A 23,469-nucleotide genomic window follows, 5' to 3' on the forward strand; every position below is an offset into this window, starting at 1 on the left:
GCTTTTTTTGTAATATAATGTATTTAACTTTTTATAAATTTAATGGTTTTAGTACCATTTTCAGTATTTACTCTAGCTAAGTAAATACCATTTTTAAGTGTTGATAATTCAATAGAATCCTCATTTCCGCTCATGTTTTTATTGATAACACGTTTTCCTAGAACATCATAAATTTCTACGTTATTTAGATTGTTCTGAGGAGAGTTTAACTTTAACTGCTTAGTGTTGTTATTGTAAAAATGAGTAAATGAATTAAGGTCAAATTCAGCAATAGAAAGTTCTTCATCATTAGTTCTAAAATTATCCATGTGAGCAAAACCTCCATAGTTGTCATGAGAAAATCTGAATTGTTCTACATCAGAGTTTGGAGTAGCAACAAGTCCTGTATATATAGATACGTCATCTATAAAAACTTCAATACCACCACCTGCAGTAAACTCAGTACGTAAATTGAACCAAGTTAGAGGTGTCCAATCTGTTAAAGTGTCATCAAGAATAATTGTATCAGTACCTGTACCATCATCTGCTAATACACTTATGTCACCTGTATAAGTAAATCTTACATAAGTAATATATGCACCATCAGTTAAATTTACAAATCCAAAAATGAAATCAGAAGTAGTTGAAGAATCAAAAGTATCAAGATATAAATCTGCAGAGAAAACAGCATCAACATAAGAAACAGGAGTAGCATAATCATAAAAAGCCCCTACTACAGGAGCATCTTGACCGCCAAATGCAGCTTCTGGAACAATTTTCACAGAATATGAGCCATCTGAAGATTGTTCATCACTAATAACTTGGTTAGTAATAAAGCCTCCTGCACCATCTCCTGTAGTTGTCCAGCCATTTTGACCATAAACATCTCCAAGCGTATAGGCTGGAGCTTCAAATGAGATTGTTTCTTGAGCATTACCAAAAGTAAATGCTAATAACATTAAAAATAGTAGAGTAATTTTTTTCATAAATTTTGAGTTTTAAATTGATTAATAATTAAATATAAAAAAAATACATTAGAGATTTAACTTAGTCATAAGTTTTAACTAATTATTATCAGTAATTCAAAACGGTAAGGTCTTAATTAGTAATTTTGTAAAATCAACTTAAAAAAGTATATATACTTGAAAATAACCGAACAAATAAAACAACCTATTGCCTATGAGATGGAACTCTTTGAACAAAAGTTTCTACTATCTATGTCGAGTAAGGTTGCGTTATTAAATCGTATAACACACTATATAGTAAACCGAAAAGGGAAACAAATGCGACCAATGTTCGTGTTTTTAGTTGCTAAAATGGTCGATAATGGTCAGGTTAGTGAACGTACTTACAGAGGGGCTTCGGTTATTGAATTAATACATACAGCAACTTTAGTTCATGATGATGTTGTAGATGATAGTAATCGTAGAAGAGGTTTTTTCTCAGTCAATGCACTTTGGAAAAATAAAATAGCAGTTCTTATTGGTGATTTTCTGCTCTCTAAAGGATTGTTACTTTCAATAGATAATAATGATTTTGATTTATTAAAGATCATATCGGTTGCTGTTCGCGAAATGAGCGAAGGAGAATTACTTCAAATCGAAAAAGCAAGACAATTAGATATTACTGAGGATATTTATTACGAAATCATCAGGCAAAAAACTGCGACACTTATTGCTGCTTGTTGTAGTTTAGGTGCTGCTTCAGTTAAGCCAAATTCAGAACACGTAGAATCTATGCGAAAGTTTGGAGAACTCATTGGTATGGCATTTCAAATCAAAGATGATTTGTTTGATTATGGTGATGAGGCAATTGGGAAACCAACAGGTATTGATATCAAAGAACAAAAAATGACACTTCCCTTAATTCATGTTCTAAATAACTGCTCTAAAAAAGAAAAGTCTTGGATCATCAATTCTATTAAAAATCATAATAAGGATAAAAAAAGAGTAAAAGAAGTTATAACGTTTGTGAAATCTAACAATGGACTTGATTATGCCATTGAAAAAATGAAACAATTTCAAACAGAAGCTTTAAGTATATTAAACACATATCCCGAATCTCAATACAAAACATCATTAGAATTAATGGTCAATTATGTTATTAATAGAAAAAAATAGCTTTATTATTTAAAGTTTATTTTACTGTTATTCAGATAATTAAAAATATTAAGATTAAAATTTAACTTTTTTTTTAATCTCAAGGCAACCATTTGCACAACTATTGCGTCTTTATAAATAGAAGACCAAACGACAGTTATTTTGAAAGTAATTCAATTACATCATAAAAATAATACGACGCTCATTAAAAGAGCAGCGAAAGGCAAGCGTGATGCTCAACACACACTGTTTGAAATTCACGCACCAAAAATGCTTAGTATATGTCGCTATTATATAAAAGACATGCAAAATGCAGAGTCAGTGATGTTAAAAGGGTTTTTCAAAGCGTTTACAAATCTTAAAAATTTCAAAAATGAAGGAAGTTTTGAAGGATGGTTAAGACGCATCATGGTTAGAGAATCTATTTCTTTTTTACGACAAGAAAAGCATGTAGAATTTTCGGTTGAAGATGAAACAATTCATCAAGAGCATTACAATAATGTAGATTCACAAATTGAAGTAGCTCAAATTCAACAAATCATTGATGAACTTCCAGAAGGTTATAAAATGGTATTTGTCATGTACGCAATTGAAGGTTACAAGCATCAAGAAATTGCAGACATCTTGAATATTTCTCAAGGTACCTCAAAATCGCAATTATTTAAAGCACGACAAATGCTTCAGAAAAAAATTAAGGACATAAATACAACAAGTTATGGCACCAATTAAGTTTGAAGAAAATATAAAAGATAAGTTAGAGAAGAGAACCGTACAGCCTTCAATTGGAGCTTGGGATAAATTGTCTACAGATCTTAATGCAAATGATAAAAAAAATAAAAGAGGCTTATTATTTTATATAAGTATCGCAGCTAGTATCATAGGTGTGTTATTAGTAACTACTGTAATGTTTAATTCTTCGGAAAATCAACTTGGAGAACCAACTATAGTCGATACTAATATCAAAACGTCTCCTTATAACGTGGATGCAAAAGATACTAATGAAGCTGTTGAAGAGGAAGTTGTTACTAAAATTTCCGAAGAGAATAAAGTCGAAAAAGAAATTAATCATATTAAATCATCAATCAAAAACGAACCTAAGTTAGCTACGACTTCTAATCAATCTATAAATAATAAAACAGAAAATGAGATTGATAAGTCAATAAAAGATGAACTTATTAGTGTAAATGAAACAAAACAAGCTGTAGCAAATTTAAATACAGACACTAATAAAAAAGTTCAATCTCCAGTAAGTATACTAACCTTTGAAGAAGCAAAAGCGATAGAGGTTGTTAACCAAATTAAAAAGTTAGAAATTAAAAATGGTATAGTTACAGATACCGAAATTGAAAACCTATTAAAACAAGCAGAAAGAGATATTTTAAGAGAACGAATATATAATGAAACTACAAGAACGGTAGATGCAGATGCTTTACTTCAAGACGTTGAAGATGATCTGGAACAATCGTTTAGAACTAAAGTATTTGAAGGCTTAAAATCAGGTTTCGAATCAGTCAAAACTGCAGTGGCTGAGCGCAACAATTAAATAATCATCAATTTAAAAACAAACATTATGAACACTATCACAAAAACAGTAGTGCTACTATTCCTATGCTTAATCGTAAGCAATGTAAGTGCACAAGAAACACAACAAGACTCGACAAAAACTAGTATTTCATGGAAGGAAAATGGTTTTGAAATAGAGAAGTTAATTGAACTTAAAAAGACCATTGAAACCGAAGAACGCGAGTTTTTAAAAGCAGAAGTAGAAAACATTAATAATAGACTAGAGGCTGGAGATATAACCGAATCTGAAGCTCAAAAATTAAAAAAAGAAGCAGCAAAAAAACGTGCTCTAAATATTGAGAATCGCATTGCAATTATTGATAATAAGATTGCTTTGTTAGAACGAAATGATGCTGGATATTCTGATGAAACAAATCAGTTTGGGATTAGTATAGGTAGATTCACAGGAATCAATATAAATTCAAAAAATAAAACCAGAGTTTATGACAAGCGAACTAGCAGTGATTTAGTTTTAGCAGCAGGATTTAATAATGCTATTGGCGAAGGTCAAGATATTGGAGATGAATACTCTTTTGCTGGATCTGGATTTATAGAATTAGGTGTTGCCTGGAAAACAAGACTTTTTAAAGAGTCTAACGCAGTGCGTTTAAAATACGGTTTCTCATTTCAATGGAATAAGTTAACACCTAAAAATGATCGTTATTTTGTTCAAGACGGAAATGTAACAACTTTAGAAGCTTTTCCAAGTGAATTAAAAGAATCAGAATTTAGAATAACAAATTTAGTTTTCCCAATTCATTTTGAGTTTGGACCATCTAAAAAAATAGAACGCAAAAATTATTTTAGATACAGTACAGAAAATCATTTTAAAGTAGGTGTTGGAGGATATGCAGGTTTTAATATTGGTACACAACAAAAACTACGATATGAAGAAGATGGAAATCGCGTTAAACAAAAAATAAGACGTAGTTATAATGCAACTCCTTTTGTTTATGGTTTGAGTGCTTATGTAGGTTATGATGGTTTAGGTATTTATGCAAAATATGATTTGAATCCTATATTTGAGGATCAAACGTTTGATCAGCACAATCTATCAATAGGATTAAGATTTGATTTGGATTAGTCTATTTTAATATCCAATTAAAAGCTTCATTTACTTTAGTAATGGAGCTTTTTTTTTACATTTACATATTCTTTCTTCAGAAATTTGATACCTCAAAAAATAGTCATATTCAGGTCAAATTTCTGCATTCATAATAACAAAAAATGATATCAAAATCCTCTATAGAACAAGTATTTGAAACCGCTCGCGTTGAGGAGGTTATTGGCGATTTTGTCCAGTTAAAAAAAGCGGGTACTAATTTTAAAGGCTTGAGTCCGTTTAGTGATGAACGCTCTCCGAGTTTTGTAGTGTCTCCTGTAAAACAAATTTGGAAAGATTTTTCTAGTGGAAAAGGAGGGAACGCAGTTACCTTTTTGATGGAGCATGAACATTTTACTTATCCGGAAGCTATAAAATACCTCGCCAAAAAATATAATATTGAAATAGAAGAGACCGAACAAACAGACGAGCAAAAGCAAGAAGCTAATGAGCGTGAGAGTTTGTACTTGGTTAATGAATTTGCAAAACAATACTTTGAACGTATCTTATTTAAAACAGATCAAGGTCAAGCTATTGGTTTGAGTTATTTTAAAGAACGTGGATTTACAAATGAAACTATAAAGAAATTCAATTTAGGGTATTCGCTTGACGAGTGGCAAGCTTTTACTGATGAGGCTTTAAAACAAGGCTATCAATTAGACTTTCTTGAAAAAACAGGATTATCAATTGTTAAGCCAGATAAAAAGTTTGATCGTTTTAAAGGACGTGTCATGTTTCCTATTCATAGTATGAGTGGTCGTATTTTAGGATTTGGAGGACGCATTTTAAAAATTGATAAAAAAGCTGCTAAATACATGAACTCTCCTGAGAGTGAAGTGTATCATAAAAGTAAAATTCTCTACGGAATTTATCACGCAAAACAATCAATCGCTAAAGAAGATAACTGTTATTTAGTGGAAGGCTATACAGATGTGATTCAATTTCATCAAACCGGAATTACAAATGTGGTAGCATCTTCTGGTACAGCTTTAACTCCAGAGCAAATAAGACTTGTAAACCGATTAACAAATAACATAACAGTACTTTTTGATGGTGATGCTGCAGGAATTAGAGCATCTATTCGTGGTATTGATTTAATTCTTGAACAAGGAATGAATGTAAAAGTCTGTGGTTTTCCAGAAGGTGAGGATCCAGATAGTTTTGCAAAACAAAATACATTAGAAGAGTTAACAACTTATCTTGACGAAAATTCTAAGGATTTTATTCAATTTAAAGCTTCATTGTTGGTAAAAGAGGCTAATAATGATCCCATAAAAAAAGCAGAAACAATTAGAGATATTGTAAATAGTATTTCTAAAATTCCAGACCAAATAAAAAAGGAAATCTATATTCAAGAATGTTCACGTATCATGGATATAAGTGAGGATGTCTTATTTACTACTCTAGCTCAAATAAATAAAAAAGGTGTTCAAGAAACCAATAAAAGCTATAAAAATGAGCAAAAACAAAATAGATTTCAAGTTGTAAAATCAGAGCCTAAAGCTCAAAAAATAGATTTGCAATACGAATTAGAGCGTAAAATAATTGAAATTCTATTGCTCTACGGAACAGAGATTGAGGATTTTGAAGATTTGGTTTTAAAAGAATCAGACGGTGGAGAACTAAAATTAGAACCCGTAATTCATAATGCAAAAGTATTTGAGAAAATATATTTGGATTTACAAGAAGACGAGATGCAGTTTACAAACGCCAATTTTAAGACGTTGTATTATTCAATCATAGATACTTTGCATCAAGAACCTGAATTCTCTACAAGTAATTTTGTTAATAAATTGGATCAGGAGTTGGCAAATGATGTGACGACTATTTTAATGAATGATGAGCGTTACACATTGCATGATTGGGAGCGTAATCATATTATTCCGAAAGAAAAATCACAGTCAATTGCCCAATTAGTAACACAAACAATATTAACCTTACGTTGTTACTTGATTGATAAAAAAGTGTCTGAATATCAAAATGACACCTTAAGAGAAGGTGCAAATACTCGCAGTATTTTAGAGGACGTTAAAGATTATTTAGGTTTAAAAATGCTACTCTCTAGAAAGCTGGGTAAAGTTGTAGGTGGAAAAGTCTAGGTTAAATCCATATGCTTACCTTGATTCACTAAATCTATAAGGTTTGTGACATTTAGTTTTTTGAAAAGTCTCGCTTTATAAGTACTTACCGTTTTCTCGTTGATATCAAGCTCTTTAGCAATTTCTTTGTTCTTTTTACCAGATGACAATAATTTTAAAACTTCAACTTCCCGAGTAGATAAGCGCTTGTAGATTCTACTTTTTGATTGTTTAGTATCATTGTAATTAAGATGCTTAGACATCTTTTCACTTAAATGTATTTCACCATTATAGGCGCTCTTGATTGCTTTAATGATAACATCTGTAGATTCAGATTTTGAAACATAACCAGAAGCTCCAGCTTTAATTGTGCTAATGGCATAAATCTCTTCAGGATGGTAGCTAAACATGATAATGTTAATCTTACTATATTCTTTTTTGATAGCTCTTAGTGCGGTTATTCCATTGAGTTCTGGTAGTTCAATTTCAGAAACAATAACATCAACGTCATTATTTCTTACAAAATCAAAAATCTCAACACCAGTAGCAACAGTTCCTATCACTCGAATCTCGTCATGATTTTCGAACAATAATTGAAATCCAGTAGTTACGATAGGATGGTTGTCAACGACTAATACCTTAATCATGATACATATTTAAATTGGTTAGTTAGTATAGAATACCAGAACTTATGTTAAATAAATTCAAGAGTGTGGAGATTTGCAATACAAAATTACAAAAAAAACCAATAGAGTGAACTGTTTTTTGTGATTATCTCAGCTATTATTTTAAATTTTTAGGAATTTCACAAATCGGTATTGCTATCATTTTGTGGGTATTAGAGCGATTATACCTCATGAAAATTTGAAAAGCTTCTTTTTGACGTCCTTCAAAATCATCTGCTGTTTTCCCTTCATCTTTCATAGTCATAGCCCACTCTAGTTCTGGATAAGAAGCTCCTATTTGATCTTCATCGCTTCTAGCATCACCAAATAAACCGTCACTTGGTGCAGCTTTCATAATTGATTCTGGCACTTGGAGATATTCACCTATGTTATAAACTTCAGATTTCATAAGGTCTGCAATAGGGCTCAAATCAACACCACCATCTCCATATTTTGTATAAAAACCTACTCCAAAATCTTCAACTTTATTTCCAGTTCCTGCAACTAAAAGTCCGAGTAGTCCAGCATGATAATAAAGTGTAGTCATTCTTAATCTAGCTCTAGTATTAGCCAATGCCATGTCTACAGTAGTTTGTTTGCCTTCTAGAGAAACTTCGGTTTTAAACTCTTCAAAAACAGGAGTAAGGTCAACTCTTGTGTCTTTTACATTAGAAAAACGTTGTTTTAATTGAGTAATGTGCTCTTGAGCTCTACTTACATGGCTAGCTGCTTGGTGAATAGGCATTTCAATACAAAGAAGATCTAAGCCAGTTTTTGCACATAATGTTGAGGTTACTGCAGAATCTACACCTCCAGATATACCAATTACAAAACCATTTACACCTGCTTTAGTAGCATAGTCTTTTAGCCAATTTACGATATGATCAACAACTTTTTCTGTTTGCATTGTAATGAGTTTTTATTTAAAGAATAGTACCTTTGTCCAACAAAAATAATAAGATAAGTTCAAAAATCACGTTAGTAAAACATATTTACTTTTTATGAAGTTTTTGAAAACCCTATACATGAAAAAAATAATACTATTTACACTTACTCTATTAGCTTTTTATAGTTGTAAAAATGAAGATGCTGTAGAAGAAGAAATTTCAAAAATTGATACCAATGTTACGGTTGAACGTTTTGATCGTGCTTTTGCAGAGGCTAAACCAGAAGATTTAGGTAAGCTTAAAAAGACCTTTCCTTTTTTCTTTTCGTCTAGAATTCCAGATTCAGTATTTATTGAGCAAATGAAAGATTCTTTTCAAATTGAACTTAATAATGCTGCAAAAGAGAAATTTGGTGATTTCAAAACAGAAACAAATGAAATTGAAGGCCTATTTCAGCATTTAAAATATTACAATAAGACATTTAAAGAACCACGTGTTATTGTATTCACAAATTATGTTCATTACAGAGAGAAGCAAGTGGTCACAGATACCGTGGTGCTTTTAGCAGTTGATAATTATTTAGGAGCAGATCACAAGTTTTATGGGAATTTTCCTAAATATATAGCTCAAAACCTTAAGCCTTCTCAATTAGTTGTCGATTTGGCGAAGGAGTATGCCGAAAAACAAATTTTTCAATCACAAAAAAAGACGTTTCTGGATGAGATGATTTTCTTCGGAAAACAGCTGTATTTCAAAGATAAGGTCATTCCATTTAAAACCGATGCCGAAAAAATTGGATACACGCAAGAGCAATTAGATTTTGCAAATACGAATGAGGATATGATTTGGACAGAATTTGTGGAAAATGAAATGCTCTATAATACAGATAGTTCTTTGCCTGCGCGTTTTATTGCAGATGCGCCTTTTTCAAAATTTCAATTAGAATTAGATAATGAAACTCCAGGACGACTTGGGCAATTCATTGGTTGGCAAATAGTAAAAGCATATATGAAAAATAATGAGGTGTCTTTACAAGAAATGATGCAAACCGATGCAATAGATATATTTAACAAATCAAATTATAAACCATCCAAATAATGGCAAAACATACATCAAAAATAGAACTTAATATAGAGCTTGACGAAAACAAAGTTCCAGAAAAATTACATTGGACCGCAGAAGATGGAGGGATTTCAAACCAAGAAGCAAAAGCAATGATGCTTTCAGTTTGGGACGCAAAAGCCAAAGAAACGTTACGTATAGATTTGTGGACAAAAGATATGCCTGTTGATGAAATGAAACAGTTTTTTCATCAAACGCTTGTAGAAATGAGTAATACGTTTCAAAGAGCGACTCAGGATGAAAAAATGTCAGCAACAATGAAAGATTTCTGTGATTATTTTGCTGAAAAATTAGAACTCAAAGAAAAATAGTGATTTAATAATTGGTTAATATTTAGATAACGTATCTATTTCATAATCTTATTAATTTTGCTTTGCTGTCAATTCAATAAAAAACGTTAGTTAGGCTTCATATGTCGAAGAAAACTAATGTTTTTTTTATGTAAAAAAAACTAACGTTGTTAGATGCTCTTGTGTCTAACTTTTATTTTAATTTGTCTTTCCTATGAAAGCAAGAATCTAAAAATAAAGATTTTTCTTTATTTTAGCATATGAGAAAAACTCTTTTTGGCGTCGTTATTACATTGGTGGTTCTCTTCACATTTAAATATTGTGAAGATAAAAAGGAGGAAAAAATCACACTTCTAGAAAATACAGCGCTCATTCAAGAGCAAATAAAAAATGTAGGTAAACTTGTAGTGACTGAAGGTCATTTTAGTGAAGTCTTCACATATAAAAATTCAAAAGCAGTTTTTGGCGATTTATTAGAAGCAGAAAAAAGAGCAATAGTCATCGTAAATGCAGATGTTACTATTAGTTATGATTTAAGCCTTATTGAATATGAAGTTGATGAGTTAACCAAAACAGTTCGCATTGTAAGTATTCCAAAGGAAGAAATAAAAATCAGTCCAGATTTTGAATATTATGACATCCAAGCAGATTTTCTAAATCAATTTGAAGCTAAAGATTATAATGAAATAAAAAAAACAGTGAACAAATCACTAATGAAAAAAATTGAAGCTTCAGATTTAAAATCAAACGCAAAAAATAGGTTAATTAGTGAACTAGCTAAATTTTACATTCTCACCAATACCATGGGTTGGACCTTAGAGTATAATGAGAATCCTATAGAATCAACAGAAGCATTTCAAGGCTTGAAATTATAGTTTATTCTTAACGCTAGCCCAGCCACCACCATTAATAGCGTTTATATTATGAAGGTTTAGAAATTTAGCAGCTTTTGCAGAACGAACACCACTTTCACAACATGCAATAATGGGTTTGTTTAGTGCTTTGACTTCGTTAACACGATTATTCAATTCATCTAATGGAATATGAACCGAATTTTCAACATGACCTTTATCCCATTCGCGTTGCGTTCTCACATCTAAAATAACCGCTCCATTATTAATGTATTCTTCAACTTGTCGCTTTTTAGCGCCAAAAATAAAACTTAAAAATCCCATAACGTCTTTTTGTTTAAATTTACAAATTACCAATAGAACTTAAAAGTTTATCGCAAGAGTTTCTTTTACTTCGGAAACGTTAAAAGATGGGAACTATAGCTTTTTACTTAAGCTTAACCAGCCTCCACCATTAATTGCTTCAATACCTTGCGCTTTCAAAATACTTGCAGCACTGCCAGAACGCATTCCGCTTGCACAACAGGTAATCACTGGTTTATTCAGTTTTTTTATGTCACTTATTTTGCTGTTAATCACTTGCAAAGGAATGTTTTTAGATCCAGGAATTGCACCTTGACTATATTCTCCTTTTGTTCTAACGTCTATTATTACTGCTTCTCTTGATTGAAAATCTTTAATTTTATCACCTTTGTTACCAAATAATGTATTTAATAATCCCATAATTTATTTTTTTTACAAATTACCTTCATTTATTTCAAAAGATAAGTAACATTAGTTACAACATATTTTTTTTATCTTCCTCAACCATATGAAAACAGAAACTAGAAAAGACGAAATCATAAATACAGCATCAAAACTGTTTAAAGAAAAAGGATACAGCGCTGTGACTATGCGTGATTTGGCAACAGCAATGGGAATCAAAGCAGCAAGCCTTTACAATCATATAAATTCTAAACAAGAAATCCTCAAAGCTATTATCATTTCTATAGCTGAAGAATTTACCAACGGAATGAATACTATCATTCAATCAGAAACATCTAATATTTCAAAATTAGAAAGTATTGTAACGTTGCATGTAAATATTACAGCAAATAATACTAACGGAATGGCATCCCTTAATAATGATTGGATGCATCTCGAAGATCAATTAGACTATTATCTTCAACTTCGTAACGAGTACGAGGATAATTTTCTTAATATCATAAAAGAAGGTATTTCTGCTTCAGAAATCAAGAATAGCAATCCCGAAATCATCATGTTTTCAATGCTAACCACTTTGCGGTCATTGTATTTGTGGATACCAAAAAAAGAAGATCTTAACGCAAACGATTTAGCTAATAGCCTAAGTGAAGTTCTCATTGGCGGAATTAACAACTAATTAAGAATTATATTTTGTATCTTTGTTCTCTAAACTAACAAGTGTTAGTTTAGTTTGTCATTCCTGCGAAAGCAGGAATCTTATTAATGAAAATAGAAAGTTTAATTAAAAGTTTGCACGTTCAATACGTGTCATAAAATGGCAGAATTTCACAACTTAAAAGTTGCAGATATATACAAAGAAACAGAAGATACTTCAGTAGTAACTTTTGAGGTTCCATCAGAATTGCAAGATGCATTTAAATTTAGGCAAGGTCAGCATTTAACTTTAAAAGCAGATATAGGTGGTGAAGATATTCGTCGTTCGTATTCGCTTTGTTCAAGTCCATTAGATAACCAATGGAAAGTCGCTGTAAAGCTAATTCCAAATGGTAAGTTTTCAACCTATGTCAATGACGAATTAAAAACAGGTGACCAGCTTGAAGTCATGTCACCAAGCGGAAATTTTGGAGTTGAAATCAACGCAGAAAAAGCAAAAAATTATTTATTCTTTGCAGCAGGCAGTGGTGTTACGCCAGTTTTGTCAATGGTAAAAACACATCTTAAGGCTGAGCCAAATTCAACTTGCAAATTGTTTTATGTAAATAAAACAGCAAAATCCATTATCTTTAAAGAAGAACTAGAGCAACTTAGAAATGCATATTTTGGCAGATTTGAAATCTACTATTTTTTAACCAAAGAACGTCGAGATATCGAGTTGTTCAATGGTAGATTCGATGATGAGAAAATGCAAGTGCTGACAAAAACGTTCATCGATATTCCAGACACTAGTGAAGTCTTTCTTTGCGGTCCAGAAAAAATGGTGAATTACGTAAGCGAGTATTTAATAAACGCAGGATTACCAAAAGAATTAGTGCATTATGAACTATTCGTTACAGGACTTTCAGATGAAGACATAAAAAGGGCAGAACGTCTGGCAAAACAAAATGTAGAAGGTGTCGAGGTAACCATTGTAGATGGCGGAAAAGAATTCTCATTCACCATGACCAAAGACTACGACAACATACTAGACGCAGCTTTAGGAGCAGGTGCAGATTTGCCATTCGCATGTAAAGGAGGTGTTTGTAGCACCTGTAAATGCGAAGTCAAAGAAGGCGCAGTCGAAATGAAAGTAAATTACGCATTAAGCGATAAAGAAGTATCACAAAATCTGGTGTTAAGCTGTCAAGCAGTACCAATAACAGACAAAGTCGTAGTAGACTTTGATGTTTAAAATAATGGCGTTACCCTAAAGGGTCAGGCTTTTTGCTATATCTTTTTTAAGAAAAATAAAAAAGGATGTCGCTACAATCCTTAACGCGCCAACAGCTAAAGGCCAACAGCCAATAGCCAAAAAAAAAGAAGTTCAACACGCTAAAGGCTAAAAGCCAGAAGCTAAAAGCTTAATAATATGAGTGAAGAGCAAATAAAAAATCTAGAAACGCAATTCGAAGCACGTATTGCAAGAGACGAGAAAATCGAACCAAAAGATTGGATGCCAGAAAAATATCGCAAAACGCATATTAGGCAAATGTCGCAACACGCACATTCCGAAATTGTAGGAATGCTTCCAGAAGGAAACTGGATTACAAGAGCGCCTTCTTTACGTCGTAAAGTAGCCTTATTGGCAAAAGTACAAGACGAAGCAGGACACGGATTGTATTTGTATTCTGCTTGCGAAACGCTAGGTGTTTCTCGCGAAGAATTATACGAGCAACTACACTCTGGAAAAGCAAAATACTCTTCAATATTTAACTACCCAACAGTAACTTGGGCAGATATGGGAGCAGTAGGTTGGTTAGTAGATGGTGCAGCAATTATAAATCAAGTACCATTATGTAATACGTCTTATGGACCATATGCACGTGCAATGGTTCGTGTTTGTAAAGAAGAAAGTTTTCACCAGCGTCAAGGTTACGAAATCATGATAAAGCTAGCTAATGGAACTCCTGAGCAAAAAGAATTAGCTCAAGATGCTTTAAACCGTTGGTGGTGGCCAAGTTTAATGATGTTGGGTCCTACAGATGCAGAGTCTATACATACCGAACAATCTATGAAATGGAAATTAAAACGTAAGTCTAACGACGATTTACGTCAGCAATTTATAGATCAAACAGTACCTCAAGCCGAATTAATAGGATTGACAATTCCAGATTCAGATTTAAAATGGAACGAAGAGCGTCAAAGTTACGATTTCGGAGAAATCAATTGGGACGAATTCTGGCAAGTAGTAAAAGGTCATGGACCAATGAATAAGCAACGTATGAAAGCACGAGTTGGTGCATGGGAAGAAGGAGAATGGGTTCGTGATGCAGCAATGGCTTACGCAGAGAAGAAACAAGAAAGAAAACAAAAACAAGCAATTTAAATTTCATTGTCAGTTCTAGTGAAATTGCATTTTAGCAGTTTTGTATCGAGAACAAGATGAAAAAACACATATAAATTATGTCTGATAAAAAAAACTGGCCACTTTGGGAAGTCTTTGTAAGAAGTAAAAACGGATTAGAACATCGTCACTGCGGAAGTTTACACGCTGCAGATGAAGATATGGCTTTAGAAAATGCACGCGATGTGTACACAAGAAGAAGTGAAGGTGTTAGTATTTGGGTTGTAGAATCTAAAAACATCACAGCATCAAATCCTGAGAATAATGGCGAAATGTTTGAGCCAGCTCACGATAAAGTATATCGTCATCCAACATTTTACGATTTACCAGACGAAGTAAAGCACATGTAAATTCCTGCTAAGGCAGGAACCTCATTATTGAAAGTAAATCACAAATAGAATCTAAATGTCACTCTGAGCGCAGTCGAAGAGTCTCAATTGTTAGAAAGATGAAAAACGAAAACTTATACAAATACATTCTAGGTATCGCAGATAATTCACTAATCCTCGGACAAAGATTAGGAGAGTTAACAGGTCATGGACCAAGTCTAGAAACAGATATTGCATGTACAAATATGTCTTTAGATTTATTTGGACAAGTGAGAAGCTATTATCAATATGCAGCTAAAATTGCAGGAGATAATAGAACCGAAGATGATATTGCAATGCTTCGTAAAGAAAGAGAATATGTAAATGTATTGTTGGTAGAACAACCAAATACAAATTTTGCATACACAATGGCACGTCAGTTTTTATTCGATGTGTATCATTTACTTTTTTTACAAGAATTACAGAAAAGTAAAGACTTAACATTGTCTGCAATAGCAAACAAATCGATAAAAGAAGTAAGTTATCATTTGCGTTTTTCTTCAGATTGGATAAAACGTTTAGGTGATGGAACAGAAGTTAGTCATCAAAAAATGCAAGATGCTATTGATGGGTTATGGACGTATACAGACGAGTTATTTCATCAAACAGAAGCTGATATAGCAATGGTTTCAGATGGAATAGGTGTAGATGTTACTAAATTAAAAGATGCATACTATAACAAAGTAAAAGCCATTTTAGACGAATCGACATTACAAACTCCCGAATCTAAATGGTTCCAAAAAGGAGGAAAAAAAGGAATTCACACAGAACATTTAGGTTATTTATTAGCAGAGCTTCAGTACATGCAGCGCGCTTATCCTAATATGGAATGGTAAAATTCCTGCGAAGGCAGGAATCTCATAATCGAAAAAGAAAAGTTATTCGATTAAAAACCAAATGTCACTTCGAGTGCTTTGTGAAATTATTGAAATCAAAATATATTTTGATTGAAAATAGCTAAGCGCAGCTTAAGCAAATTACATCGAGAACAAATAAAATAGAATGTTATTCAGAGCATAGCGAAGAATCTCAAAATAAATATGACAACAACAGAACAAAATATAGACCAAATCTTAATTCCAATTCTGGAACAAGTTTCAGATCCTGAAATTCCAGTATTATCAATTATGGATATGGGAGTTGTTCGTACAGCTGTTATAGAAAATGATATTGTAAAAGTTCAAATAACACCAACCTATAGTGGTTGTCCAGCAATGGATGTTATTGGTGACGATATTAAAGCAGCATTAAAAGCAGAAGGATATAATTCAGAAATAGAATTAATCCTAGCTCCAGCTTGGACAACCGATTGGATTACACCAAGAGGAAGAAAAGCATTAGAAGATTATGGTATTGCAGCACCTTTAAATGCAGAAGCAGATAAAGATGTGTTGTTACATGGAAAACGAATTGTAAAATGTCCACAATGTGGTTCCACCAATACAAGATTAGTAAGTCAGTTTGGCTCGACAGCATGCAAAGCACAGTTTCAGTGTGACGATTGCCAAGAACCATTTGACTATTTTAAATGTCTCAAATAATATTTGTCATTCCTGCGAAGACAGGGATCTCATAATTAGATTGTCATTCAGAGCAAAGTGAAGAATCTCACAAAACAGAAGTGAGATTATAAATAGAAGAATTTGTCATTCCGTACTCCATGCGGAAACCACATAAAAGAAAAGAAATGAGCAAAAGCATACAGCTAAAAATTGAAAACAAAGTAGCATACATAACGCTAAACAGACCAGAAGTCTTTAATAGTTTCAATCGTGAAATGGCGTTTTTGTTACATGACACATTAGATGCTTGTGAAAAAAATGAAGAAGTGAGAGCAATCGTTCTTACAGGAAATGGGAAAGCTTTTTGTGCTGGTCAAGATTTAAAAGAAGTTACAGATCCAGATTTAAACCCAGGATTTAAAAAAATACTAGAAGAGCATTACAATCCAATTATAACAAGAATACGTGCAATTAAAAAACCAGTTATTGCTGCTGTTAATGGCGTTGCAGCAGGAGCAGGAGCAAACATAGCTTTGGCTTGTGATATTGTTGTAGCACACGAAAAAGTAAGTTTCATTCAAGCCTTTAGTTTAATAGGTTTAGTACCTGATAGTGCTGGGACTTTCTTTTTGCCAAGATTAATCGGATTTCAAAAAGCATTAGCATTAGCGATGTTAGGGGATAAAATTGGAGCTGAAGAAGCTGAAAAAATGGGAATGATTTATAAATGTGTTCCAACTGAAGAATTTGACGAAACGATTAATAAACTAGCTTTAAAAATGGCAAATATGCCAACAAAAGCTCTTGGTATGATTAAAGAATTGTTCAATAAGTCGATGACAAATGATTTAGAATCGCAATTAGCTTTAGAATCTAAATTACAAATAGAAGCAGCTCAAAGTAATGACTATGCAGAAGGTGTTGCAGCATTTATCGAAAAACGTAAGCCAAACTTTCAAGGAAATTAATTATGACTTGTCATCCTGAACTTGATTCAGGATCTCATTAAAATAAATAATCAGTTTTGTCATTCCTGCGAAAGCAGGAATCCATAATAAAATAAAAAATATGAACATAGGAGTAATCGGTTCTGGAACAATGGGAAGTGGCATCGCACAAGTAGCTGCAACTTCTGGTTGTAAAGTAAAGTTATACGATACTAATCAAGCTGCTTTAGATAAAGCAAAGGCAAGTCTTGAAAAAATATTATTGCGTTTAATAGAAAAAGGAAGAATTGATACTTCTGAAAAAGAAAGAATTCAAGCAAACATCTCTTACGTAAACAACCTAAAAGATTTAGCAGATTCAAACCTGACTATTGAAGCAATTATTGAAAACCTTGACATCAAGAAAAAAGTATTTTCAGAATTAGAAAGCTATGTTTCAGACGATTGTATTATAGCATCAAACACATCTAGTTTGTCTATAGCATCCATTGCAGCATCACTAAATAAACCAGAACGTTGTGTTGGAATTCATTTTTTCAATCCAGCACCTTTAATGAAACTGGTAGAGGTTATTCCAGCTATTCAAACATCAAAAGAAGTGCTTGAAAAAGCAATGCAAACTATTAAGGATTGGAAAAAAGTAGTTGCAGTCGCTAAAGATACTCCAGGATTTATAGTAAACAGAGTAGCAAGACCATTTTACGGAGAGTCATTAAGAATCTACGAAGAAGGATTAGCAGATTTTGCTACCATTGATAATAGTTTAAAATCTATAGGCCATTTTAGAATGGGAGCATTCGAACTTATGGATTTCATAGGAAACGATGTTAATTATACAGTAACCGAAACTGTTTTTACAGCATTCTATTTCGATCCAAGATACAAACCGTCATTAACCCAAAAACGCTTTTCAGAAGCAGGCTATTTAGGTCGAAAATCAGGAAAAGGTTATTACGACTATGATCAAAATGGGAAAATAATGAACACCAACCACACTAATTCAAGAACTTTTGAAACCTATGAAGAGGAAATGGTTCTTAAAAATCAAATTTTCGACCGTGTATTAGTAATGTTAATCAATGAAGCAGCAGATGCTTTATTTTTAAATATCGCGTCAGCTGAAGATATAGATAGCGCAATGACTAAAGGGGTTAACTATCCTAAAGGACTATTAGCTTGGGCAGACGAAAAAGGAATCGATTGGTGTGTATCAAAATTAGATGCATTGTATAACGAATATCACGAAGATAGATACCGTTGTAGCCCATTATTACGTAAAATGAATAAAGAAAATAAAACATTTTTTAATTAGAGTGTCATTCAGAGTGAAGCGAAGAATCTCATAATGAGATTGCCACGTCCTTTGTCCTCGCAATGACAAAACAGAACATGAAAGGCGAACAAATTCCACATAAAATGTTATCACAAGATGCTTATAGCACTTGGCTAGGAATAGAAATTCTAGAATGCGAAATCGGACGATGTAAAGTCGGAATGACCATAAGAAAAGAAATGCTAAACAGTATGAACAAAGCACATGGTGGAATCAGTTATTCATTAGCAGATACAGCTTTCGGATTTGCAGCAAACACGCATGGTAAATATGCAGTTTCTATTGAAACAAGTATAAATCATATAGAGGCATTAAACGAAGGTGATTATATCGTTGCAGAATCTGTTATAGAAACTGTAAAAAATAAATTAGGCTTCAATATTATTGAAGTCAAAAGAGGAGATGAAATGGTAGCACTTTTTAAAGGTGTCGTTTATCGAACAAATAAAGATTGGGAAGAATAAATTAAAAATGATATGTCATTCCGCACTTGATGCGGAATCCATAAATATAAATTATGAAAGAAGCATACATAATAGACGGAATAAGAACACCAATAGGAAACTACAAAGGCACATTGTCTGCTGTTCGTACAGACGATTTAGGAGCATTAGTAATTTCAGAAATCGTAAAACGTAATCCAAGTATTCCAAAAGAAGCCTATGATGATGTCATTATGGGTTGCGCTAACCAAGCAGGAGAAGACAATCGTAATGTAGCGAGAATGTCATCTCTGTTAGCAGGTTTACCATTTACGGTTCCTGGAGAAACCGTAAACCGTTTATGTAGCTCAGGATTATCAGCAATTATTCATGCAAATCGTGCTATAAAAGCAGGAGATGGAGATGTGTTTATTTCTGGAGGAGTCGAGAATATGACGCGTGGACCATACGTTATGGCAAAACCATCAACCGCATTTGGAGGCGATTCTAAAATGTATGATTCAACTTTCGGATGGCGTTTTATCAATCCGAAAATGGAAAAGTTATACGGAACTGATGGCATGGGGAATACTGCCGAAAATCTTGTTGAGAAATATAATATCTCACGAGAAGACCAAGATAAGTTCGCACTTTGGAGTCAGGAGAAAGCGACTAAAGCACAAGAAAACGGACGTTTAGCAAAGGAAATCGTAACTGTAGAAATTCCACAACGTAAAAAAGATCCTATTCAATTTTCAAAAGACGAATTCATAAAACCAACTTCCTCCCTAGAAGTATTAGGGAAATTAAGAGCAGCTTTCAAAAAAGAAGGCGGAAGCGTAACAGCAGGAAACTCTTCAGGATTAAATGATGGTGCAGCAGCAACAATTATAGCATCGGCAGATGCAGTAAAAAAATACAATCTAAAACCATTAGCCCGAATAGTAAGTTCGGCAGTTGTTGGTGTAGAACCAAGAATAATGGGGATTGGTCCAGTCGAAGCTTCAAATAAAGCATTAGCAAAAGCAGGATTAACCATGAACGATATGGATGTGATTGAGCTTAACGAAGCATTCGCAGCGCAAGCATTAGCGTGTATTCGTGCTTGGGGATTAGCAGATAACGATCCAAGAATAAACCCAAATGGAGGCGCGATTGCTATCGGTCACCCATTAGGTGTTACAGGAGCTAGAGTTGCGTATTCTGCAGCTTTAGAGTTGCAGGAGCAGAACAAGAAATATGCGTTGATTACGATGTGTATTGGTGTTGGTCAAGGTTATGCAGCCATTATTGAAAGAGTCTAATTCCTGCGCAGGCAGGAATCTCATAATAAAAAAGAATGAAACATTGGTACGTCTATATAATGGCAAGTAAACCGAATGGAGTAATTTATATTGGTGTAACAGATAGTATTGAAGAAAGAGTAAGAGAACATAAAAATAAGATTTATCCAAAATCTTTTACAGCAAAATATAATTGCGAAAGCCTTGTTTATTTTGAAGCGTTTGAAAACGGAGAAAAAGCATCCGTTAGAGAACGACAATTCAAGAAGTGGAAAAGAGATTGGAAAATCAAATTGATAGAGGAAATGAATCCAAGTTGGTCGGATATAAGCGCTAATTGGAATTTAGATAATAGAGAGTTTAGAATTAACAAGTAAAAGATACCTGCCTTCGCAGGCATTTGCTATGAATAAAATACAACATTACGTTCAAGGACAATGGACAACAGGTAAAGAAGAAGGAACACCAATTCTAGATGCAGTAACTGGCGAAGTCTTTACAAGCATTGCTATCGAAGGTTTAGACGTTCCAGAAATTCTTAACTACGGAAGAACAAAAGGAGGAGAAGTCCTTCGAAAAATGACTTTCCAAGAACGTGGAAACATGCTTAAAAGTTTAGCATTATATCTTACTAAAAGGAAAAATGCATTTTACGAATTAAGTTACAGAACAGGAGCAACCAAAGTAGATAGTTGGATAGACATCGAAGGGGGTTTCGGGAATTTATTCGCTAATGCTTCCTTACGTAAACTATTCCCAAATCAGCCATATCATGTAGAAGGTGATGCTATCGATTTATCTCGTGGCGGACGTTTTATGGCGCATCATATCATGGTGCCTAAAAAAGGAGTAGCAGTGCATATTAATGCATTCAACTTCCCAGTTTGGGGAATGTTAGAAAAGTGTGCAGTAAACTGGATGGCTGGAGTTCCAGCTGTGGTTTTACCAGCACCTTCAACTTCTTATTTAGCAGAGGCTGTAGCAAAAGAAATAATCGCTTCAAGTATTTTGCCAGAAGGTGCATTACAAATCATAAACGGAACCGTAAAAACCATTTTAGATACTGTAGAGTCTCAAGATGTAGTCACTTTTACGGGTTCAGCAAAAGTAGGACGCTTATTAAAAGCGCATCCACAATTGATACAAGAATCTGTACCATTTACAATGGAAGCCGATTCTTTAAACGCATCGATCTTAGGAGAAGATGCAGTTCCTGGAACACCAGAATTCGACTTGTTTATCAAAGAAGTCAGAAAAGAAATGACAGTAAAAGCAGGACAAAAATGTACTGCAATACGTAGAATTATAGTTCCGCAAAATTTAGTGGAAGATGTGCAAACTGCATTATCAAAAGCTTTAGATAAAGTGACTATTGGAGATCCAAGACTTAAAGAAGTTCGAATGGGATCTTTGGTAAGTCATCAACAAGTACAAGCAGTTAGAGATTCTGTAAATGATTTATCTAAAGAAGCACAAATCGTTTATGGAAGTTTAGATGAGATAAACACCATTGGAGCAGATGCTAAAAAAGGTGCTTTTATTAGTCCGATTTTATTACGTTCTGATCATCCATTTCAAAATACAATCATTCATGAACGTGAAGCCTTTGGTCCAGTAAGTACCATTATGCCATATAAAAATCTAGACGAAGCGATTACTTTAGCGCAAATGGGTAAAGGGTCTTTAGTATCTTCAATTGCAACAAACGATGATAAGATTGCTAAGGAGTATGTTATTAACGCAGCATCTCATCATGGAAGAATCATGGTTGTAAATCGTGATATGGCTAAAGAAAGTACAGGTCATGGTTCGCCATTACCATATTTAGTGCATGGAGGTCCTGGACGTGCTGGAGGAGGAGAAGAAATGGGAGGAATGCGTGGAATAAAGCATTATTTACAACGTACTGCCATTCAAGGTTCGCCAACAACAATTACAGAAATTACTGGTATTTACCAGCAAAATGCAAAATATAAGGAAGCAGAAATGCATCCATTTAAATACCATTGGGAAGACATCCAACCAGGAATGTCTATGAAAACGCACAGACGTACATTTACAGATACAGATATTATCAATTTTGCAAATGTCACTTGGGATCATTTTTATGCACATACAGATATTACTTCTTTAGACGGAAGTATTTTCGAACAAAGAACTGCACATGGTTATTTCATTATTTCAGCTGCAGCAGGATTATTTGTATACCCAAATAAAGGACCGGTTTCAGCAAATTACGGATTAGAAGAATGTAGATTCTTACGTCCATTATATCACAACGATACTATTTACGTACGTTTAACATGTAAGCAAAAAGTAGATAGAGATGTCGCTTCAGCTGAACATCCAAGCGGAATAGTAAAATGGTATGCAGAAATTTTTGATGCAAATACTGATGAGAAAGTAGCTTTCGCAACAGTCTTGACTATGGTTCAGAAAAAGCAAGAAGTTTTAACTGAAATGACTGAGGATAAAATCAACGAATGTCTTTATGCATTAAAAGAAGATGCAAAACCTAGATGGGGAATTATGACACCTCAACATATGATTGAGCATTTAGAGTATACTTATAAAATAGCTTCAGGAGAAATTCAAGATTTTGAAATAGCAACACCAGAAAAGATTTTAGAGAAGGTGCATAACAGTTTATGGAACTTTGATAAATTTCCAAAAAACTCTCAATTTCCTCAATTAGAAAAAGACACATTAGATACATTAAAGCATTCCGATTTAGCTATAGCTATAGAAAAGTTTAAAGCACAACGCGAAAAGTATTTAGAGTTTTTCAAAGAAAACCCAGAGGCTAAACTAAAGAATCTAGTATTCGGAGAGTTGAATAAATACGAATCGTATTTATTAGAAAGAAAACATTTGAATCATCATTTCGAACAATTCGGATTGATATGAAAAAGGTTTTACTATTTGCTTTAATAATTTGCACGTTTGGTTGTAAGGATAATCTAGATTATAGGCTGGTAGATGAGGACTCCCATGAAATTCGTGATAGAATTTGTGAGGATTTAGAAGATTTGAAATGTATCGAACTAAAAGAAATTTATAAAATAATTGTTGGGTTTGAAAATAGTGATGATAAGGATAAAGCGATTTTAGAATTTTACGGTATGCGTTACAATGATTTAACGTTTAGAGATGTTTTAAATCGTATTGAAGTAGATAATAACAAAAGCATTAATGAATAGCCGAATGTTGAAATGCAGAATAAAAAAATAAAA

At 33.2% G+C, this 23,469-nt stretch carries 26 protein-coding genes; 21 read left to right on the plus strand and 5 right to left on the minus strand.

Annotation, left to right across the window (positions count from 1 at the left end; translation table 11 throughout):
- Nucleotides 1-23: 23 nt before the first annotated feature.
- Nucleotides 24-965 (minus strand): T9SS type A sorting domain-containing protein, encoded by a 942-nt coding sequence (locus IM744_RS17845; RefSeq protein ID WP_194509537.1) that lies wholly within the window; start codon nt 963-965, stop codon nt 24-26.
- 156 nt (nt 966-1,121) lie between these two features.
- On the opposite strand from IM744_RS17845, the gene IM744_RS17850 reads away from it, so the two are divergent.
- From IM744_RS17850 to dnaG, 5 genes are all read left to right on the plus strand, one after another.
- On the plus strand, nt 1,122-2,099 hold the full coding sequence (locus IM744_RS17850) for a polyprenyl synthetase family protein (RefSeq protein ID WP_194509538.1): 978 nt from the start codon (nt 1,122-1,124) through the stop codon (nt 2,097-2,099).
- Nucleotides 2,100-2,240: 141 nt separating this feature from the next.
- The gene (locus tag IM744_RS17855; RefSeq protein ID WP_194509539.1) at nt 2,241-2,807 is read left to right on the plus strand and encodes an RNA polymerase sigma factor; all 567 of its coding nucleotides are present in this window, start codon (nt 2,241-2,243) and stop codon (nt 2,805-2,807) included.
- On the plus strand, nt 2,794-3,621 hold the full coding sequence (locus IM744_RS17860; RefSeq protein ID WP_194509540.1) for a hypothetical protein: 828 nt from the start codon (nt 2,794-2,796) through the stop codon (nt 3,619-3,621). Before IM744_RS17855 ends, IM744_RS17860 begins: the two co-directional genes overlap by 14 nt.
- Nucleotides 3,622-3,648: 27 nt before the next feature.
- The gene (locus IM744_RS17865) at nt 3,649-4,725 is read left to right on the plus strand and encodes a hypothetical protein (protein ID WP_194509541.1); all 1,077 of its coding nucleotides are present in this window, start codon (nt 3,649-3,651) and stop codon (nt 4,723-4,725) included.
- Nucleotides 4,726-4,868: 143 nt separating this feature from the next.
- Nucleotides 4,869-6,842: a DNA primase gene (dnaG, locus tag IM744_RS17870; protein WP_194509542.1), complete on the plus strand. Its 1,974-nt coding sequence runs from the start codon at nt 4,869-4,871 to the stop codon at nt 6,840-6,842.
- On the opposite strand, the gene IM744_RS17875 is transcribed toward dnaG, so the two are convergent.
- Both IM744_RS17875 and nadE read right to left on the minus strand, forming a co-directional pair.
- Nucleotides 6,839-7,468, minus strand: a complete 630-nt coding sequence (locus IM744_RS17875) for a response regulator (protein WP_194509543.1) — start codon at nt 7,466-7,468, stop codon at nt 6,839-6,841. The genes dnaG and IM744_RS17875 overlap by 4 nt on opposite strands.
- 136 nt (nt 7,469-7,604) lie before the next feature.
- Nucleotides 7,605-8,393 carry an NAD(+) synthase gene (nadE, locus tag IM744_RS17880; protein ID WP_194509544.1) on the minus strand — a complete coding sequence of 263 codons (789 nt, stop codon included), beginning with the start codon at nt 8,391-8,393 and terminating at the stop codon, nt 7,605-7,607.
- Nucleotides 8,394-8,511: 118 nt separating this feature from the next.
- Between nadE and gldB the strand changes: the two genes are divergently transcribed.
- The 3 genes from gldB to IM744_RS17895 all read left to right on the plus strand — a co-directional run bounded on the left by gldB (nt 8,512) and on the right by IM744_RS17895 (nt 10,660).
- Nucleotides 8,512-9,471: a gliding motility lipoprotein GldB gene (gene gldB / locus IM744_RS17885; RefSeq protein WP_194509545.1), complete on the plus strand. Its 960-nt coding sequence runs from the start codon at nt 8,512-8,514 to the stop codon at nt 9,469-9,471.
- Nucleotides 9,471-9,806, plus strand: a complete 336-nt coding sequence (gldC, locus tag IM744_RS17890) for a gliding motility protein GldC (protein ID WP_194509546.1) — start codon at nt 9,471-9,473, stop codon at nt 9,804-9,806. Before gldB ends, gldC begins: the two co-directional genes overlap by 1 nt.
- A 239-nt stretch (nt 9,807-10,045) precedes the next feature.
- Entirely contained in the window at nt 10,046-10,660 is a 615-nt protein-coding gene (locus tag IM744_RS17895) for a DUF4230 domain-containing protein (RefSeq protein ID WP_194509547.1), read from the plus strand.
- Here IM744_RS17895 and IM744_RS17900 read toward each other — a convergent pair.
- Complete coding sequence (locus IM744_RS17900; protein WP_194509548.1) at nt 10,655-10,960, minus strand: rhodanese-like domain-containing protein; 306 nt, start codon at nt 10,958-10,960, stop codon at nt 10,655-10,657. The two genes, IM744_RS17895 and IM744_RS17900, sit on opposite strands and share 6 nt — an antisense overlap.
- Before the next feature lie 93 nt (nt 10,961-11,053).
- Entirely contained in the window at nt 11,054-11,359 is a 306-nt protein-coding gene (locus IM744_RS17905; protein WP_194509549.1) for a rhodanese-like domain-containing protein, read from the minus strand.
- 88 nt (nt 11,360-11,447) lie between these two features.
- On the opposite strand from IM744_RS17905, the gene IM744_RS17910 reads away from it, so the two are divergent.
- The 13 genes from IM744_RS17910 (at nt 11,448) to IM744_RS17970 (ending at nt 23,436) form a co-directional block, all read left to right on the plus strand.
- Nucleotides 11,448-12,017, plus strand: a complete 570-nt coding sequence (locus IM744_RS17910) for a TetR/AcrR family transcriptional regulator (protein ID WP_194509550.1) — start codon at nt 11,448-11,450, stop codon at nt 12,015-12,017.
- A 138-nt stretch (nt 12,018-12,155) separates the two neighbouring features.
- On the plus strand, nt 12,156-13,229 hold the full coding sequence (locus IM744_RS17915; RefSeq protein ID WP_194509551.1) for an FAD-binding oxidoreductase: 1,074 nt from the start codon (nt 12,156-12,158) through the stop codon (nt 13,227-13,229).
- Nucleotides 13,230-13,406: 177 nt separating this feature from the next.
- On the plus strand, nt 13,407-14,363 hold the full coding sequence (paaA, locus tag IM744_RS17920) for a 1,2-phenylacetyl-CoA epoxidase subunit PaaA (RefSeq protein WP_194509552.1): 957 nt from the start codon (nt 13,407-13,409) through the stop codon (nt 14,361-14,363).
- A gap of 77 nt (nt 14,364-14,440) precedes the next feature.
- Nucleotides 14,441-14,731: a 1,2-phenylacetyl-CoA epoxidase subunit PaaB gene (paaB, locus tag IM744_RS17925; RefSeq protein WP_055435018.1), complete on the plus strand. Its 291-nt coding sequence runs from the start codon at nt 14,441-14,443 to the stop codon at nt 14,729-14,731.
- Nucleotides 14,732-14,829: 98 nt separating this feature from the next.
- A complete protein-coding gene (gene paaC, locus IM744_RS17930; protein WP_194509553.1) occupies nt 14,830-15,585 on the plus strand; it encodes a 1,2-phenylacetyl-CoA epoxidase subunit PaaC in 756 nt (251 codons plus the stop codon).
- A gap of 204 nt (nt 15,586-15,789) precedes the next feature.
- Complete coding sequence (gene paaD / locus IM744_RS17935) at nt 15,790-16,290, plus strand: 1,2-phenylacetyl-CoA epoxidase subunit PaaD (RefSeq protein ID WP_194509554.1); 501 nt, start codon at nt 15,790-15,792, stop codon at nt 16,288-16,290.
- A gap of 146 nt (nt 16,291-16,436) precedes the next feature.
- A complete protein-coding gene (locus IM744_RS17940) occupies nt 16,437-17,219 on the plus strand; it encodes an enoyl-CoA hydratase-related protein (protein ID WP_194509555.1) in 783 nt (260 codons plus the stop codon).
- 100 nt (nt 17,220-17,319) lie between these two features.
- Complete coding sequence (locus IM744_RS17945; RefSeq protein ID WP_194509556.1) at nt 17,320-18,510, plus strand: 3-hydroxyacyl-CoA dehydrogenase NAD-binding domain-containing protein; 1,191 nt, start codon at nt 17,320-17,322, stop codon at nt 18,508-18,510.
- Between the two features lie 77 nt (nt 18,511-18,587).
- On the plus strand, nt 18,588-18,995 hold the full coding sequence (locus tag IM744_RS17950; protein ID WP_194509557.1) for a hotdog fold thioesterase: 408 nt from the start codon (nt 18,588-18,590) through the stop codon (nt 18,993-18,995).
- Between the two features lie 53 nt (nt 18,996-19,048).
- Nucleotides 19,049-20,257, plus strand: a complete 1,209-nt coding sequence (gene pcaF, locus IM744_RS17955; RefSeq protein ID WP_194509558.1) for a 3-oxoadipyl-CoA thiolase — start codon at nt 19,049-19,051, stop codon at nt 20,255-20,257.
- A gap of 35 nt (nt 20,258-20,292) precedes the next feature.
- Complete coding sequence (locus IM744_RS17960; RefSeq protein WP_194509559.1) at nt 20,293-20,613, plus strand: GIY-YIG nuclease family protein; 321 nt, start codon at nt 20,293-20,295, stop codon at nt 20,611-20,613.
- Between the two features lie 28 nt (nt 20,614-20,641).
- Nucleotides 20,642-23,143 (plus strand): phenylacetic acid degradation bifunctional protein PaaZ, encoded by a 2,502-nt coding sequence (gene paaZ, locus IM744_RS17965; protein WP_194509560.1) that lies wholly within the window; start codon nt 20,642-20,644, stop codon nt 23,141-23,143.
- On the plus strand, nt 23,140-23,436 hold the full coding sequence (locus IM744_RS17970; RefSeq protein WP_194509561.1) for a hypothetical protein: 297 nt from the start codon (nt 23,140-23,142) through the stop codon (nt 23,434-23,436). Before paaZ ends, IM744_RS17970 begins: the two co-directional genes overlap by 4 nt.
- Nucleotides 23,437-23,469: the final 33 nt, after the last annotated feature.

The organism is Psychroserpens luteus (assembly GCF_015319355.1).
Taxonomy (GTDB): Bacteria; Bacteroidota; Bacteroidia; order Flavobacteriales; family Flavobacteriaceae; genus Psychroserpens; species Psychroserpens luteus.